A 16,236-nucleotide genomic window follows, 5' to 3' on the forward strand; every position below is an offset into this window, starting at 1 on the left:
GCTGAATGATGGCATTCTATTTCGTTATGATCACGATGAGCATCATGCTTTTCTGTCTTTTCTTTGAAAAAGGACGACCTGAGGTCATTCTAGCCTCGGTTCTCGTCTTATTTCTATTCACTGGCATTATTACGCCTGAGGAAGCAACGGCCGGATTCTCGAATGAAGGGATGCTTACGATTGCCCTTCTATTCATCGTGGCTGGAAGCATTCAGCGAAGTGGCATTGTGGATCGCCTCTTTCAACGTCTCCTAAAAAGCTCGCATTCGCCAAAGAAACGCCTGACTACATTGCTATTTCCAATCTCCATCATTTCGGCATTTGTGAACAATACTCCGATCGTGATCGCTTCTACGCCAATGGTGAAAAAATGGTGCGATGAAAACAGGGTGTCTCCTTCGAAGTTTCTTATTCCGCTTTCCTACGCTACGATTCTTGGCGGCACCATTACGTTAATTGGTACGTCGACAAACCTTGTCGTTCATGGACTGCTACTCGAAAACGGCTATGCTGGTTTTTCTTTTTTTCAGCTTAGTGCGGTCGGAATCCCGATCACGCTATTCGGTCTCGCGTATTTGATCTTCTTTAGTAACAAGCTGCTTCCAGATCGACGTTCTTCATCCTTCACTGAACCTGAATTGCTCAAAAAATACACCGGTGAAGTGCTTGTTACAGAACAATTCCCCTATATCAATCGCACTGTAAAAGAAGCGCAGCTACGGAGCTTGAAGGGGTTATTTCTCGTCAGCATTATGCGTCACGAGCGTGCGATCGCGCCTGTATCAGGCGAGACGATTCTGAAGGAAGGAGACCGGCTTGTTTTTAGTGGTGACATCTCAACGATCGCTGAGATCCAGCGGATGAAGGGACTACAGCTACAGGGAAGCTCCGGCTCTTATTTTCCAGAAAATCACCAGCTTATTGAAGGGATTGTGACACCTCATTCGTCACACCTTTTCAAAAAGATAAAGGACACCAATTTCAGACACCAGCATCAAGCAGCCGTGATCGCTGTTCATCGCCAAAATCAGCGCCTGAAATCGAAAATTGGTGATATTGTCTTAAAACCAGGTGACGTTCTCTTAATGATCGCGGGTGAGCAGTTTCATAAGAAAAAGGATTTCTACGACATTACACCAATCGATCATAAGCTCGTTACGCAGCGTCAAATCAGATTAGGCTGGCTTTCGATCGGGTTGCTTGGTGTCATGATTATTCTCGTTACGATTGGCGTTCTCTCCATGCTAACTGCTATGGCCGTTACGACGCTGCTTCTCTTTTTAACAAAGGTTGTGACGCCAGGCGAAGCGCGTGATTTGATTCAATGGCACGTTCTCCTTATGATCGCTTGTTCGTTTGGTATTGGTACAGCGCTGCTGAATTCAGGTGTAGCCGCTTCGATGGCAGGTCTCCTTATCCAACTAACAGCGCCGCTCGGACTTCTTGCAACGTTGCTAAGCATTTATGTGTTAACGAATATCTTTACAGAAATGATGACAAATAGTGCTGCCGCTGTCTTTATGTTTCCCATTGCCATCGAGGTTGCCCATACGCTTGAGATTGACCTCCTCCCCATTGCGATGATTGTCGCAATTGCAGCCTCCGCAAGTTTTATGACGCCGATTGGGTATCAAACGAATTTGATCGTCTATGGCGCCGGCGGCTATCGCTTCCACGACTTTTTGAAAATTGGTTTCCCATTAACGCTGATCGTTATGGTAACGACGCTATTAATCGTTCGGTTTATTGTGATGATTTAATGAAAGGAGGACGAATAAATGAAAGAAAAACATGTCACCTGGCATGAAGGAAACGTGACAAAACAGGATCGTGAAAAAATGAAGTTGCACAAAGGCGCTGTCCTCTGGTTCACAGGACTATCCGGGTCAGGAAAATCAACGATTTCGGTTGAGCTTGAGAATGCCTTACATGCAGCAGGCGTGCATACTTACAGGCTAGATGGTGATAACGTTCGACACGGGTTGAGCGCAGACCTTGGCTTTTCTGATGCGGATCGGATTGAAAATATGCGAAGAATTGGAGAAGTGTCTCGTCTCTTTGTTGATGCTGGCCTTATGACACTTGCTGCGTTCATCTCCCCTTTTCAGCAAGAGCGAGATAAGATTCGAGGACTTTTCAGAGACAAAGAATTTATTGAAATCTATGTGAAAGCCAGTGTGGAAACGTGTGAGAACCGTGACCCTAAAGGCCTTTACGCCAAAGCACGAAAAGGTGAGATCCGTCAGTTCACAGGAATTGACGCGCCTTATGAAGCTCCGGTTTCGCCAGAGCTTACAATCGATACGGAAACGGAAACGATTGAAGAAGCTGTTCAATCGATTAAATCCTTTTTGGTGAAAAACGGGTACTTAAATGTGTAAACAGGCGGGCCCCCTGTCCACTCCTCTTACCATTCTTCTTCATAGGATAGTAAAGCAAGTCCACCACGTTTGCTTATTAAAGGAGGTTTACACGATTGACTGACACAAAGCTACCACGCTTTTTATTAAATTCGATTCCGAAAAGCGGGACGCATCTTTTAAAACAACTACTGCTCGGTGTACCTGGTATGCAAAATGATCCGTTTATTGGTATGTACGGACATTATCATTACCAAACGGCGGAAAAATTGGCCACTGCAAGAGCGTTTCCTAACCACAGCTTCTTAAATGGACATTTCCATTATTCCAAAGAGTGGGAGACATTTTTTGAAGAATTAAAGTTAAAACAAATTTTTGTACTGAGAGATCCACGTGACGTGCTCATTTCATACGCACATTTTATTCCAAAGGTGCCAGCTCACCATCTCTATGAAACGTTTATGCAGGAAGGATTTACGCACAACGATCGGATTCAATTTCTAATCGAAGGGGGCGTTCCGATCACGCCTTTTGTTGCCGTGCAACCTCATTTTGCTGAGTGGTACCGAAGTTTTAGTGAGTGGATGGGGCGTCCAAACGTTCACTCTGTTCGATTTGAAGACCTGATGTCATCAGAAGAGAACAGAAGAAAAGCCACTGGGGAGATTATTGATTTTCTTTGGGGTGATACAGCGCATAGCTACAATCGTGAAGAACTGATCACGAAAATGACGGCAAACATCAAACCACAGGAATCCGTTACGTTCCGAAAAGGAAAAATCGGCAGCTGGCGTGAAGAATTGAACGGCGAGCTTGAAGCGCTATTTATAAAGCATGCAGGGCAGTTGTTAGATGAATTGGGGTATGGGAGATAAATTTAGTTTCCCCCTCTGGTTTTCCATTTATTAGAGATGAGTTATTTTAGGGAAAATGAAACTTTCTATAAGCAAAATGTCTTTCTGTGAGAGACACTTTATTGCTTTTGTTTGTGAAGGGGGTCAGGCTCGCGCCTGACCCCCTTCTCTTTTTTCGTTTAATAGGAATCCTCCAATCGGGGTAGCATACGAGTAACTAGACCTATGAAGGAGGAACGGTCATGACCATGAAGCTCGTTACGATTGCTGCTTACTTGTATTTGCTCGCCTCTTCACTCCTCTTCTCAGGAGATATGTCGGGTACTAATGATGTACTGATTGCCCCCGCCGGCTATACATTCGCGATTTGGTTATTAATTTATTTACTTTTGCTCATTTCACTCGTTAGACAATTCACAGCGAGTGAGTGTGATCAGGTCCTCTATGTGAAAGTTTCCTATCTTTTTGCATCTAGCATGCTGTTATCAGGAACAGCTCTCCTTGTAAGTAAATCGGTTGCGCTCTTGTTTATCGCGGGTTCATTAATTACTCTGTCTATCCTTTACGCTATTATTACGAAAAATTCTGAGCGCTCTTCCTTTTTTAGCGTACCGTTCTCTTTCTATCTCGCTTGGACATCGATTGCAACGATCGTGGATGCATTCGTCGTCGCGCAAGAAAATAACGTATCGCTGATTTTTGGTATGAATGAGTTAACCTGGACGATTATCATGCTCATTATCGGCGCAGGACTTGCGGTCTACTTCAGCCTTTACAACGACGATCTGATCTATCCGATCGTGTTTTTATGGGGTTACTTTGGCATATTTGTGAAAGATGATAAACCAGTGCAGCTGACTTACACGCTCAGTATTCTAATTATTGGACTTGGTGTGTTTGTGATTTGGAAAGTAGTGCGTGAGGTGCGTGGACGGAGGATTAGAGCTGAGGCGGTTTGATGAGTAAGGCGCGTTAGAAGGGGGGCAGGTATGAACCTGGCCCCCCTTCTCCCTTAGCTATGCTGCTTTTCTAAAATGGTTTTAACGAGCTGCTCATGACTCCCTTCCACTCTCGTTACTTCGCTAGTATGGTAGAAGGTGCTCGCTTCTTTTGCGTTATGGAATCCCTCTTCATTGAACAGGTAAACTGGGGTGTCACGACCTAACGCAATCCCAAGTTCAATATGAGTTCCCTTTCCTCCCGGAAGCAGGACAATAAGGAAATCAGCTGTTTTTACTGCCTCTAATTCTGCTTCTCCGATTGAAGCAAGTTCATCGAACGTAGCGGCTTTTTCATTTGTCGTCCAATCGTATGTATGCTTGAAGCCGTGACGTTTTAATTCTGTAGCGAGTGTTTGCACGTGTTGTTTGTTTTGAAAACTCGATGCAATGTAAAAGTTCACTTTGCTTTTCCTCCGTTCTCATTCGGTTGTGAAACAGAAATTGGTATAGACGTAGTAGCCACGAACCGCTACTTCCCCGTTACACCCGTTTTCCGTCTTGTAGTATGGGATTGTTAGCGTAGTTTCCTCATTGGAAAGAATGATCCTAAAAGAACTGCCAGTCATGTCCCAAGTATCCGTTCGCTTCGCAGAGTTGATCTTTTCAACAACGTTATTCACTTTCTCTCGATCTTCTACCGTATGGATAACGACTTTTGTATCGATGTTTTTGATTTCTAGTTTTGAAAACTTCTCAGAAATGAGCAGATCATGAGAACAGCTCGTGATCAAATACAGCGATGTAAGTAGAAGTACTATGCGACATATCTTCCATTTCATTTGTCTTCTCAACCGGCAGCTAACTGTTTTTGGATTACTTTTTTTAATTTCCGTTCTTTTCGATCTTCATACATCGGTGATTTTTTTAGCTTTTTCATGTTCATTTTTCCAATTACATTTCGTACAGAAGAATTTTCTTGAATTAACTTGTTATATTGAGGGTTCTCAATAAGCTCGACGAACCAGCTATATGCCATCAATGCGGCAATATTCGCTTCGATACGCAGCCCATCTGGAGGTTCTCTCCAAAATATAAGATCACCTGCTAATCCTAAAATCTCTAAGAACAATTCCAACTTCTCTTCCCCCTCAAATAAAATGATTTTACATTTTTGACCAATCTTTATATAGATACGAATGAGGAGTTCGCATTGTTTCATAAGTTTAAGGATGTAAATAAGCTGAAATGTCCTTGAGGTGGGGACTTTTCAGCTTATTTTGGTCGTTTTGTCTTTATTGGGGGTCTGACTCGCACCTGACCCCTTTTACTCTTCTCTCCACACCTTATCCGGCACAAGGCTCCCACCTGTTGCCCATACAAGATGCGTACCACGCATACTCTTTCCATCTACCGCTGTTACTTGTGGCCCGCTCATTCCTGCGAGAGCTGAAGGCTCAAGCTTAATTTGCTCGGTTTCATAAATCCAGCGGAGCATTTCTTTCATTCGCTCATCCGTGACGGTGTAAACACCATTAAGAATCGGTTGAACGACGCGTCCAACAAAGCCTGATGGTCTTCCTACAGCAAGACCGTCTGCCGCAGTGATATTGTCGATCCCAAAGTCTTGAACGGACACTTGATCGTGTAAGCCTGTCATTAAGCCGATAAGCATTGACGGGGAGTGCGTCGGTTCTGCAAAGTAACAGTGCACGTGTTCTCCGAATATCTGAGAAAGTCCAAATGCAATGCCGCCAGGGCCGCCGCCTACTCCGCATGGAAGATACACGTGAAGCGGGTTCCCAGCGTCCACCTTTATGCCTCGCTCATCGAACTGCTTTTTCAAACGAAGCGCTGCTACTGCATATCCGAGAAAGAGGTCTTTCGAATTTTCGTCATCAATAAAATAACAAGTCAGCTTCTTCTCGCACTGCTTTCGGCCTTCTTCTACAGCAGCACCATAGTCTGCTTGGTGCTCCACAACTTGAACGCCTTTTTCGCGAAGAAGGTCTTTCTTCCATTGCTTTGCGTCACTCGACATATGGACCGTGACATTAAAGCCGAGTTTCGCTGACATGATTCCGATGCTTAAACCGAGGTTTCCCGTAGAGCCCACCGCAATCGAAAAGCCTGAGAAGAACTCAGTGAACTTTTTGTCAGCTAGAATGGAATAATCGTCATCTTTCGTTAAAATCGCATGTCCGATCGCAAGTTTTTCTGCATGTTTGAGCACTTCATAAATGCCTCCACGTGCCTTAATGCTGCCGGCGATTGGGAGAATATCATCTCGTTTTAGAAGTAGGTCCCCTGGAATGCTGATCTCTTCTTCTTTCTCAAGTTTTTCTTTCATCTTACTAATATCTGAAATAGGAGATTCAATGATGCCATTCGTTTCTGGAAATACTTTGCGAAAATAAGGAGCGAAGCGTTTCATACGAGCTTCAGCATCTTGAATGTCTATCATTGAAAGCTCAGTTGTATGAGGGATTTTACCTTTTTGTGGGTTTCTCCAATATACTTCTTTTAATTGAAGAAGGTCGTTTAATAATGGATGGTCACTTTTCCACTGTTTAAGTGTTTTTCCGGCTATTGTCATTGTTCCTTCACTCCTTTACTGTAGTGGGGGACAGAGAGGGGTCAGACCCCTTTACGCTAAACAAAAGCCTTCTGACCGAAATCAGAAGGCAGTTAAGATTATTTTACCGTAAGTTTAGCGAGGTCGTCATCAACATGGATAACGTCTGGACCGCCGAGAAGAACAAAGCGGTTTAGTTGCTGAGCATCGATTGATTTTTCCATTGATGCAGACAGCTCATTTTTCTTTGAAAGAATTAACGGCGCGTCATTTTTAGCAGCAAGGACGGCTCCTGTAAGAGCATCAGCAAATCCTAAGCCATTTGCTACATAGCCAGTCTTAGCTCCATCCCCGAAGTAATTCATGATTTCTTCAGCCGTGCTGAATCGGTCATCGCCTGCAAGGCGAATGCGATCATCCGACAGTTGGTTATAAACGCTCTCGTTCACAACATCTGACCCACCTACAACAATTGTCTTGTTAATATCAGATAGCGCATCCTCAGTCGATTCCGGGAGCGAGTTTTTTTTCGTTAATAGAATTGGCATGCCTTCTTTTGCAGCATAAGGTGCTACTGCAAGAGCATCTGGAAAATCCATTCCTAATGCGACAACTGCTTCTTTGCTATCTGATTCAAGTTGCTGCGCAATAAGCTCAGCTGTTTCAAATCGATCGTCGCCACCGATTCTGTTAATTGTCATTCCCATCTTGGAAAGTTCGTTTTCAATATCTGGACTAACAGCATTATCACTTCCGAGAATGATGGCTGTTTTCGGATCGAGACGTTTTATTTCGTTTCTAAGTTCATTCGTTAGCTTATTATCTGGTGTTAGCAGAATTGGTGCATCTTCTTGATAAGCAAGGGGCGCTCCTGCTAAAGCATCTGGAAAGTCACCACCACGACTGATCACGACTGTATCTGCACCGTCTTGCCAACCATCCTTCGAGATTTCAATGGATGTGTTGTACCGGTTGCTACCTGACAGACGCTCAGTTATCGGATTCAGGCTACTTGAAGCCATATAACCTGTTCTTCCATCTGTGAGTTTTACATGGTAGCGAACCCAATGTTCAATAGGGCTGTTCTTTGTTTTATCTACATAAAATTGGCTATCTAAAACAGTTGCAATTTGGGATTCTTTAATCTTAATCTCATTCGTACCGCTTGGAGAATCCTTCATTATTTTACCTGCTACTGTCGAAACTTTATCGCTTTCTTTTAATAGTGTTCTCGAGCGAGTCAATTCTTCATCAACGGTATAATGCATTTTATTAAATTCTATAGGATCATCTTCCTTAGGGTCATAAGAAAAATCATCGCGTTCAAAGATGATAGCTTCCATATTCAGATCTAAATAATTGTGATCTTCTAAAAGAGTAAAGACCCTATCTTGATACGTATCTAGATTTCTCGTTCCGTCGTCAGCATCGCGGAAATATGGACTATTAACAGGGACAGTGCCATTGTAGGCCATAATCGCAAAATACCAGTGTTCTAGAATATCTCGATCATTTGTGTTGATCGTTGGAATAATCCCATCTACTCCGTAGCTCCATTTTTCATTTAAAATATCTAAACCGGCATCGATGTTGTATCGTACATCATTTCCGAGTTGTTCTGGGTTATAGCAATCCTTTGTTTCATCACCTTCACATACGTGACTGGTTACTTGCATTAAACCAATACCGCCATCTTTCGCATTAACGAATGGTTCCGTTTGCGCGTCATCCGACCATTGCGTCCACGCGCTCTCTTTCAGCGCCACTGCCTTCGCAATTTCTGGTGGAATATTATGTTCTAACGCACTCTCTGTTATCATCCGATTGATATCATTGTATGTAACCTTTTCTTTCCCTTCAGCTCCTGCCATTGATGGCAAGGCAAGCGTCAGAATCAGCATCATTACTAGTAAACTCTTCATTTTTTTACCCATCATTTCCCCCTTATAGACTTCATACGTAAACTCCTCTCTCATTCTAGCATCCATTGGATTATTTTCCAATTTTTATCATAAAATTAGTAGATTTATCTTTTTGGCACTGAATACTTCCGACTAAAATAAAAAATAAGCGGTACGAGTACAATCGTAGGCAAAATCCAAAGGTAAATACTCCGAAACCCTCCACCTAATAGTCGAGGAGCTCCAAACACGGTAAAAGCCGTCACGGTTGATATGGAACAGGCGATCATGCCTTGTATGTGTTCGAGCAACCAGCTATTTTTCACAGGCATTGGGCGAAGCCAATATGCTAACTGACTAAGACCTAGAAAAATACCTATAAAAGGGAAAAAGGAGATGAGCGTATTTCCTGATGTAAAACCGTAAATGGAGCAGGCTAGTCCTGACAGAAATAGTAAGTTTGCGAAAGCAAGATCACCAGGGTGACGATGCTGATCAGCTTTACGCTTAAAGCGAAGAACGCGCAAACCATAGTATGCGGTCGACGAACTAAGAACAGCTATGAAGAGCAAGAAAATCGAAAAAGAAAAACGTTCTGGGGAAGTATCTGGTTGAATGAAAATACGAAGAAAAGCCATTCCAGCTGCTGTCACACTTACAATCGCCATCATCGCAACAAAGAACCAGCCGATTCGTATGTGCCACCTACCGCCTTTTTTTAGAACAAGGGGTAGCCAAAATGTGAGAAGGGCGCTAAATCCTGCGAAAATGTGAAGGAAAAGAAAGAGTTTGAACATCGGATCGTCTCCTTTGTTTATGTGTGGGTGGGGGTCAGGTACCTCTCTGACCCCCACCCCAATTATATCTGGTAAACACTGTAAAAACAGGAGTTTTAGGTGATCTTATGAATAAAAAAACCAGCAAAAGCGTCCGCGATAGGTGGACACTTTTGCTGGTTTTGTCTTTAAGCGGGGTCAGGCACGTACCTGACCCCTTTTGAAAAATCAATGCGCGCGCTTCGCCCCTAAATACCTCGGTGCCCAGTAGCTTGATGTCATGTCGCTAATGGTGACGCCTGTTGAAGAGCCGGCGTGGATAAATTTATTGTTTCCGATGTAGATGCCTCCGTGTGACGCACCTGGTTTGTATGTTGTGAAATACACGATATCTCCTACGGATGGAGAGCTAACAGCTGTTGTAACGTTCCACATTTGCGCCATTGTTCTTGGCAATGAAACGCCCTGCTTATTAAACACATAGACGAGGAATCCGCTGCAGTCAAAGCCCTGTGTTGGCGTGTTTCCACCCCACACATAAGGAACACCTATGTATACAGATGCATCTGCAATAAGGTCCATCACGCTGAAGTTGGAACTGCCGCTCCCGCTTCCGGTGTCCCCATTGCTATTCCCTTCATATCCTGTCGATTGCTTTAGCTTTTCCCATGTCGCTGGTCCTACAACTCCATCAACGGTTAGCTTGTTGCGTGATTGGAAGTTTCGAACAGCTCGATCTGTTCCATTTCCAAAATCGCCATCAAGCGAACCGCTATATAAACCAATCGCTTGTAATTTAGATTGAAGCTCTTTCACAAGTGATCCTGTTGAGCCTTTCTTTAACAAATCACCATAATCTTCTCCAGTTGAAGGGGATGATTCAACTTTATCTGTTAAGCCGTCAAGCGCATTCATTGTTTCCTTTGTTGCAGTGCCTGTCACCTGCAGCTTTTTTGCTTTTTGAAAGTCCTTGACCGCTTTTTCAGTGACAGGGCCAAAGTAGCCTGTCGCCTCAACGTGGAACGTTCCTGCTTTTTTAAGTTTATTTTGTAGATCCGTTACAGCACTCCCGGTTGAACCAACTTTAAGAACTGTTGACGTCTCTTGCTGACTTCTGGATTTCAAAGCATCGATCGTTTTATCATCCGCAATGCCTGTAGCCTGTAAACCTACGATACTTTGAAACTCTTTGACCGCTTTTTGCGTAATACTACCAAAGATCCCGTCTATGTTATAGGAATAGTAGCCACGATCATTCAATAGCTGCTGAAGATTTGTTACGGCACTTCCTCGAGAGCCAATGGTAAGGCCGCTCGCAGGTTTTTCTGCATTCCCACTCTCTGACAGGGCCGATAAGGTTTTACTATCCGCTACGCCTGTTTGTGACAGTCCCTTTGCCTTTTGAAAATCTTGTACTGCTTTCTTCGTGATTTGACCAAAAATGCCATCTACATTATATGTATAATAGCCTTTTGCTTTCAGCTTTGACTGAAGATCCGTTACTGCACTCCCCCGCATCCCGATGGAAATATCGGAAGAAGAGCTTGATGATTTTGAGCTTGATGAACTTGCGTTTGCAAGGGCACTGATCGTTGTAGAATCTGCTTTCCCTGTTACGGAAAGCCCCTTTTCTTTTTGGAAATCCTGTACAGCTTTCTGTGTAATTTGACCATAAATCCCATCCACGTTGTAGGAATAGTAGCCAGCCGCTTTCAGTTTGGACTGAAGATCCGTCACCTCTTGCCCACGAGAGCCAACTTGTAAAACCGATGAAGATGGCGCAGCTGAAGATTGGCTTTTTGATGTTCCTCCTAACTTTTGAAGGGTATCAGTTGTCGCTACCCCCGTAACCTTTAACCCGACAGCCTGTTGGAACTGGCTGACTGCATCCTTTGTAATTGGACCGTAGTATCCTGTTGACGTGTGGTAAGTAAAATACCCCTTCGCCTTCAATACATCCTGTAGCTCTTTGACGTCCTGATTATTCATTCCTTGCTTAAGCTCTTGATCCCCAAACGCTGCTTCTGCACCATCAGGTTGAACAAACATTACTCCAGCGACAAGCGCAGAACCAGTTATTGCTTTCTTGACCAATGAAGGTTGCATCCAGATCCTCCTCATTCCAATTAAATTGCTGCCACAAATATCGACACTCTGTCTTTACTATCGGCTATAATTCAACAAAGTTTAAGAGATATCCTGTTATTTATTACAAAAAATAAGAGATACAGGTCAAATTCCCTGTATCTCTTAAAATTGGAACGCAACTTTTGTCGCATTATTCCTGATATAAGCGCTGTTCAACTTTTCCATTTATTGCTGACTGACCGCCCAGCAAGTTGAAATTGTTCATCCCTTTTATCGCTTCTACCGTTTCTTTTGGAAGCTCATCAGACTTCACTAGCAAAAGTGGTGCGCCATCTTTCGCCGCTAGCACAGAGCCTGCAAGGGCATCGGCAAAGCCGAATCCTGTTGCCAAATAAGCTGATTTAGCTTCTGGATAAAAGGTGGTTTTCACTTTAGCTGCCGTTTCAAATCGATTGGCACCTGAGATACGCTCTGGTGACGGAAGACCTTGATACACTTTTTTTGTAATCACACTTTCACCACCGATGACAACCGTATTATCAATGTTTTTCAGCGCGAGTTTTGTTGCCGCAGGGATTGTCTCTTTATCCACTAACAAAATGGGATAGCCATTTTGCGCAGCATATGGTGCAATCGCAAGGGCATCTGGAAAATTAAGACCGTAGGCGATCACGACTTTCTCAGGATCTCCTCCCATGCGCTTCGCAATTTTTGCGGAAGTATCATAGCGATTATCACCACTAATCCGCTCAACCTCTAGTCCGAGTGACTTGATCTTCTTTTCCGTTGCAGGTGAAATCGCGTTAACTCCACCCAAGATAATTGCTTTTTTCGCCTCGAGTCGGTTGATTTCTTCTACCGTTTCTTTTGGAAGTTCATTCGTTTTAGCAAGGAGAATAGGCGCTTTTAGTTGATAAGCAAGTGGCGCACCAGAGAGAGCGTCTGGGAAATCTAAACCTCTCGCAATCACAACCGTATCCGCCTTATCATACGTTTTCGCACTCACATTCGCTGCCGTATCAAAACGAGTCGCACCTTCAATTCGTTTTACTGTGTTTGCTGACGTTTTCACGGTCAATTCGGGGCCATTCGTTGTAACATAGCCTTTCTTATCCACCGCTTCTACTCGAAAATCATATGCTTTATTCGTAGTAAGCCCCTGAACGGTAAGCTTTCTTGTCGTTGCTTCCACTTCTTTTAACACGCTATCATTTTTATAGACGATGTAAGATTCAACGCCTGAAGCATCTGTCGCCTCTGACCAATTTAATGTAAGTCTGTCATTTTTGATAGAGCTAGCCGTAAGTCCTGCGTTTTTAGCCCATACAGGTGGAAGCTGATCGTCTCCCTGTGGCACTTTCACTGAAACCGTCATTATATCGCTATTCGGATCAACAACTATAACGGAAACGCCTGAACTAGCCCCTGAATACACTTTGCTATTTGGTGATGTAGAGCTATTAAAGCGACTGTAGCCATTCCCGCTATAATAATGATCGTAGTATAATCGCGTATTTGGATCTTGATCTAGCTCCGGGTAACCCAATCTACTTTCATTTGCTTCTTCCACATCCACCGCTTTATGTGATTCATTTCTATTGTTTTGACGATTTTTCAGCTGCTGCTCATCAATATGCCAGATGGCAATTCCAGGCGACGCCACCTGATCAGCTAAGCCGATATCAAAGCCAGTAAACTGACGATTTTCAATTAAAAAGTACTCCGATTCATCGGTTGTTTTTAATTTCAATACGGAATAGTCGTCAGTAGTGAAATTCCCTACTTCATATGAGCCATTATTTTGCACTTCAATAGGTCGCTCTAAGCCAAGCACCATTTTGGACCATGGATCGAGATGAGTTGGATAAGCTCCTTCGTACTCATTGTTATGGGTTGTCCAAGAACCGCTCCCCATTAAACTGTGGATGCCAACACCATCTGAAGTGCCGTCCGTATCGTAAAGATCCGGTAGCCCCAGATCGTGGCCCATTTCATGTGCAATAATTCCAACGGTTGCCATATGTCCGCCATGTTTCTCCCCAAACATCGTGTAGCCGCCGTTCCCTTGATAAGAGCCTACTTTTACTCCATCAAGACGAGGAGCTTCGCTTTCATAAAGGCTCGACATGTGACCCCAAACCACTTTCCCCGTATCTCCATAGCTTGCTTCACCACCGGCCACAATGGTGACAATATGTAATTCCTCTGAGGATATAGAACCGTCTTTATTTTGATCAAATTGAGCATAGTTTACTTTATCATTCGATGCCTTTAGCGCATCTTTTATGATTTGTGAGTATGTACTATCTGGATTTGTTGCCGTCTCAGGACGAGGGTGAGCATACGGTAATGTGACCCTTACGATCCCATCATTTGTTCCGCTTGATTCGGCAGCCCCTTTAAATCCAAGCTTTCCTTTTGAAACTTCATCATAATAGTGATTAAGCGTACTCCCACTAGTGCCAAAGAATCGGTTACGCCAGTCTGCATCTGAATAAGTGATTTTTGCATCACTATATTCAACTAATAAAACAAGCGTGTTCTCCTTCGCTCCTGCACTCAATAAATCAAATGAATCATCCGTATTTGGAATCTCCTTTTGCTTTGTATTCATTCCTTCAGTCGGTTGGAGCTTCTTCACATCTTCAAGCTCTGCCGCGTCAGAAGGCTTTTTATTAATAGCAAATCTAGCTTGTGTAACTTCTAGACTATCACCAACAATACGAGTGTAATACCAGTATTGGTCTTCCCCTATTTTAATCACAGATTCATCGTTCGCCGTCCACCAATGAAAATTTTCACTGCCGCTGAGTGACGCCTTAAATGTCTCTCCTGATGGCTGAACGAGCTCCTGCGTTTCTTGTAACGCAGGCATGGCATTTGCCTTGCCTGCTCCCAAAATGATGAACAGACTACATAAAAGTAAACCGATTCCATAGATGCTTTTCTTCATCCTGCTCCCCCTATAGTTGACCAAAGTGTTTCAGTAGATTTTATACTCTACAAGTCTACCATTAGCGAGTAAAAAATTGCCATAATTCTGCAATTTTCGGTAACAAAAGGGACCAGCTCGTAAGCTGATCCCTCAGAAATAATTATTCGACTATTCAACTCCAATAAGCTCCCTTTCAATGGAAGGACTAACCGCTTTCGGACCTCCTAGAATCGTAAAATGATAGATGCCTAACTTTTCTTTTGCTTCAATGACCGCATCCTGCATATTATATGGATCTACTAACAAAAAACTACTGTCTCTTTTGGCAGCAAGAACACTTCCTGTTAGCGCATCTGCAAATTCAAGACCCGTTGAGACAAAAGCCTTATGCGATGGATTTAATTCCATTGCAATAATTGAAGCTGTTTCATAACGATTCTTACCCCCGTATCGCTTTGCTTTTGGTAACTTTTCGAAAAGGCTTTCCGAAATAACAGCCGTACCGCCCACGGCAATGCTCTCAGGATATTGTTTGAGAATTTCGGCCGTGTCTTCTGGGAGCTCATTCTGTTTTGCTAGCAAGATAGGATACGTATTTTCCGCTGCGTAAGAGGCAATTGCAAGAGCATCTGGAAATTTCATACCGTTCGCAATAACAGCTTTATTTGATGGAGGAAGACTCACCGCTATCATTGCAGCTGTTTCATAGCGATCCGCTCCTGCTATTCGTTCGACTGGAATCTTCATCTTGCCTAATTCATCTTCAACATCTTTGGAAAGAGCCTTCTCTCCTCCAAGAAGTATGGCGAACTCTGGGTCGAGTCGTTCAATCTCATCCTTTACAATTTGATCAAGACCGTCAGAGTGTGTTAATAAAATGGGTGAATTTAAATCATAGGCAAGCGGGGCACCAGCTAACGCATCAGGAAAATCATCACCTCTTGCTATCACAACTCCTTGCGCGCTTTGCTTCCACCCTTCCTGAGAAATTTTCACTGCTGTCTCATACCGATTAGCTCCAGCGATTCTATCAACATTTGTTGGCAAATTCAATTTCACTTGCTTCCAAAATTCATCGGCGATCGCCATGTATCCTGCTGCCGATGGATGAACGTTTTTAGGATTTGGCAAATAGGTTGCATAATCCGTTGAAATGGCATCATAGGTAGGAACGTAGTGGCTGAATGAATCGGCCGCGATCTGCTTAATGATCCCATTCACCGTCTTTGTCAGTTCCACGAGCGGACGCTGATCAGCCTCAGGGAACGCGTAGAAACCATTGTAGTATCCCATTAAATAAACATCTGCGGACGCATTAACGCTTCTTATAATTCCCATAATAGAAGCGTAATTTTCCGATAGCTCAGTGATGATCTTTTTGACTTCTTCTGGGTCCTTCAATCGTTCCGGTTCCGAACCGAGTACTTGAAGAAAATCGTTCGCACCGATCGTAATCGTTATCATATTTTTGGAGGCGATCTTAACTTGCATGTCACGATCCATCAAAGCGTTCAACAAATCTTTAGAAGTCGCTCCAGGCACCGCAAAAGGTTTTTCGTAGCTTCCTAATAAACCTACCCGATCTAGATCCTGAGCTATGTAGTCGCCATAACTTAAACCGAGAGTATTGTTCGACATGACGCCAGCCGCAAGTGAATCACCAAGGGCAGCATAATAGACATTATTTTTTTCTTCATCGAGACTGGCAGTGGCAAACGCTTGAGACGGCATAAGCATGGTGATCACGAGAATCAACAGCAGCAGCGGACTGATTTTTCGCTTTCCCGACCTCTTCAATCAGAACCCTCC

General features: G+C 43.5%; 13 protein-coding genes. 4 read left to right on the forward strand and 9 right to left on the reverse strand.

Annotation, left to right across the window (positions count from 1 at the left end):
* Positions 1–35: 35 nt before the first annotated feature.
* From AC0VYO_RS20355 to AC0VYO_RS20370, 4 genes are all read left to right on the forward strand, one after another.
* Positions 36–1,760, forward strand: coding sequence for an SLC13 family permease (locus tag AC0VYO_RS20355; RefSeq protein ID WP_475368157.1), 1,725 nt, complete (start codon positions 36–38; stop codon positions 1,758–1,760).
* Between the two features lie 18 nt (positions 1,761–1,778).
* Positions 1,779–2,381, forward strand: a complete 603-nt coding sequence (gene cysC, locus AC0VYO_RS20360; RefSeq protein ID WP_475366116.1) for an adenylyl-sulfate kinase — start codon at positions 1,779–1,781, stop codon at positions 2,379–2,381.
* 95 nt (positions 2,382–2,476) lie between these two features.
* Positions 2,477–3,235 carry a sulfotransferase domain-containing protein gene (locus tag AC0VYO_RS20365; protein ID WP_475368158.1) on the forward strand — a complete coding sequence of 253 codons (759 nt, stop codon included), beginning with the start codon at positions 2,477–2,479 and terminating at the stop codon, positions 3,233–3,235.
* Between the two features lie 221 nt (positions 3,236–3,456).
* Positions 3,457–4,173 (forward strand): hypothetical protein, encoded by a 717-nt coding sequence (locus AC0VYO_RS20370; protein WP_475368159.1) that lies wholly within the window; start codon positions 3,457–3,459, stop codon positions 4,171–4,173.
* A gap of 53 nt (positions 4,174–4,226) precedes the next feature.
* Here the strand turns inward: AC0VYO_RS20370 and AC0VYO_RS20375 are convergent, their stop codons facing one another.
* From AC0VYO_RS20375 to AC0VYO_RS20415, 9 genes are all read right to left on the reverse strand, one after another.
* Entirely contained in the window at positions 4,227–4,616 is a 390-nt protein-coding gene (locus tag AC0VYO_RS20375; protein ID WP_475368160.1) for a nucleoside 2-deoxyribosyltransferase, read from the reverse strand.
* 18 nt (positions 4,617–4,634) lie between these two features.
* Complete coding sequence (locus AC0VYO_RS20380) at positions 4,635–4,994, reverse strand: hypothetical protein (protein ID WP_475368161.1); 360 nt, start codon at positions 4,992–4,994, stop codon at positions 4,635–4,637.
* 8 nt (positions 4,995–5,002) lie between these two features.
* The gene (locus tag AC0VYO_RS20385) at positions 5,003–5,290 is read right to left on the reverse strand and encodes a hypothetical protein (protein ID WP_475368162.1); all 288 of its coding nucleotides are present in this window, start codon (positions 5,288–5,290) and stop codon (positions 5,003–5,005) included.
* Positions 5,291–5,479: 189 nt separating this feature from the next.
* Positions 5,480–6,748 (reverse strand): D-serine ammonia-lyase, encoded by a 1,269-nt coding sequence (locus AC0VYO_RS20390; RefSeq protein WP_475368163.1) that lies wholly within the window; start codon positions 6,746–6,748, stop codon positions 5,480–5,482.
* Positions 6,749–6,846: 98 nt separating this feature from the next.
* Complete coding sequence (locus tag AC0VYO_RS20395; protein WP_475368165.1) at positions 6,847–8,661, reverse strand: cell wall-binding repeat-containing protein; 1,815 nt, start codon at positions 8,659–8,661, stop codon at positions 6,847–6,849.
* Positions 8,662–8,753: 92 nt separating this feature from the next.
* Positions 8,754–9,425: a DUF2306 domain-containing protein gene (locus AC0VYO_RS20400; RefSeq protein WP_475368166.1), complete on the reverse strand. Its 672-nt coding sequence runs from the start codon at positions 9,423–9,425 to the stop codon at positions 8,754–8,756.
* Between the two features lie 207 nt (positions 9,426–9,632).
* On the reverse strand, positions 9,633–11,510 hold the full coding sequence (locus tag AC0VYO_RS20405) for a C40 family peptidase (RefSeq protein ID WP_475368167.1): 1,878 nt from the start codon (positions 11,508–11,510) through the stop codon (positions 9,633–9,635).
* A 172-nt stretch (positions 11,511–11,682) separates the two neighbouring features.
* Positions 11,683–14,445, reverse strand: coding sequence for a cell wall-binding repeat-containing protein (locus tag AC0VYO_RS20410; RefSeq protein ID WP_475368168.1), 2,763 nt, complete (start codon positions 14,443–14,445; stop codon positions 11,683–11,685).
* Between the two features lie 150 nt (positions 14,446–14,595).
* Entirely contained in the window at positions 14,596–16,224 is a 1,629-nt protein-coding gene (locus tag AC0VYO_RS20415; RefSeq protein ID WP_475368169.1) for a cell wall-binding repeat-containing protein, read from the reverse strand.
* Positions 16,225–16,236: the final 12 nt, after the last annotated feature.

Source organism: Anaerobacillus sp. 63XJN7_4_ISO-PGPR-S23-413 (assembly GCF_056173725.1).

Coding starts and splice junctions, on each gene's coding strand:
- AC0VYO_RS20355 (WP_475368157.1), top strand. CDS start 36: ATGAGCATCATGCTTTTCTGTCTTTTCTTTGAAAAAGGACGACCTGAG.
- cysC (WP_475366116.1), top strand. CDS start 1,779: ATGAAAGAAAAACATGTCACCTGGCATGAAGGAAACGTGACAAAACAG.
- AC0VYO_RS20370 (WP_475368159.1), top strand. CDS start 3,457: ATGACCATGAAGCTCGTTACGATTGCTGCTTACTTGTATTTGCTCGCC.
- AC0VYO_RS20380 (WP_475368161.1), bottom strand. CDS start 4,994: ATGAAATGGAAGATATGTCGCATAGTACTTCTACTTACATCGCTGTAT.
- AC0VYO_RS20390 (WP_475368163.1), bottom strand. CDS start 6,748: ATGACAATAGCCGGAAAAACACTTAAACAGTGGAAAAGTGACCATCCA.
- AC0VYO_RS20395 (WP_475368165.1), bottom strand. CDS start 8,661: ATGGGTAAAAAAATGAAGAGTTTACTAGTAATGATGCTGATTCTGACG.
- AC0VYO_RS20400 (WP_475368166.1), bottom strand. CDS start 9,425: ATGTTCAAACTCTTTCTTTTCCTTCACATTTTCGCAGGATTTAGCGCC.
- AC0VYO_RS20405 (WP_475368167.1), bottom strand. CDS start 11,510: ATGCAACCTTCATTGGTCAAGAAAGCAATAACTGGTTCTGCGCTTGTC.
- AC0VYO_RS20410 (WP_475368168.1), bottom strand. CDS start 14,445: ATGAAGAAAAGCATCTATGGAATCGGTTTACTTTTATGTAGTCTGTTC.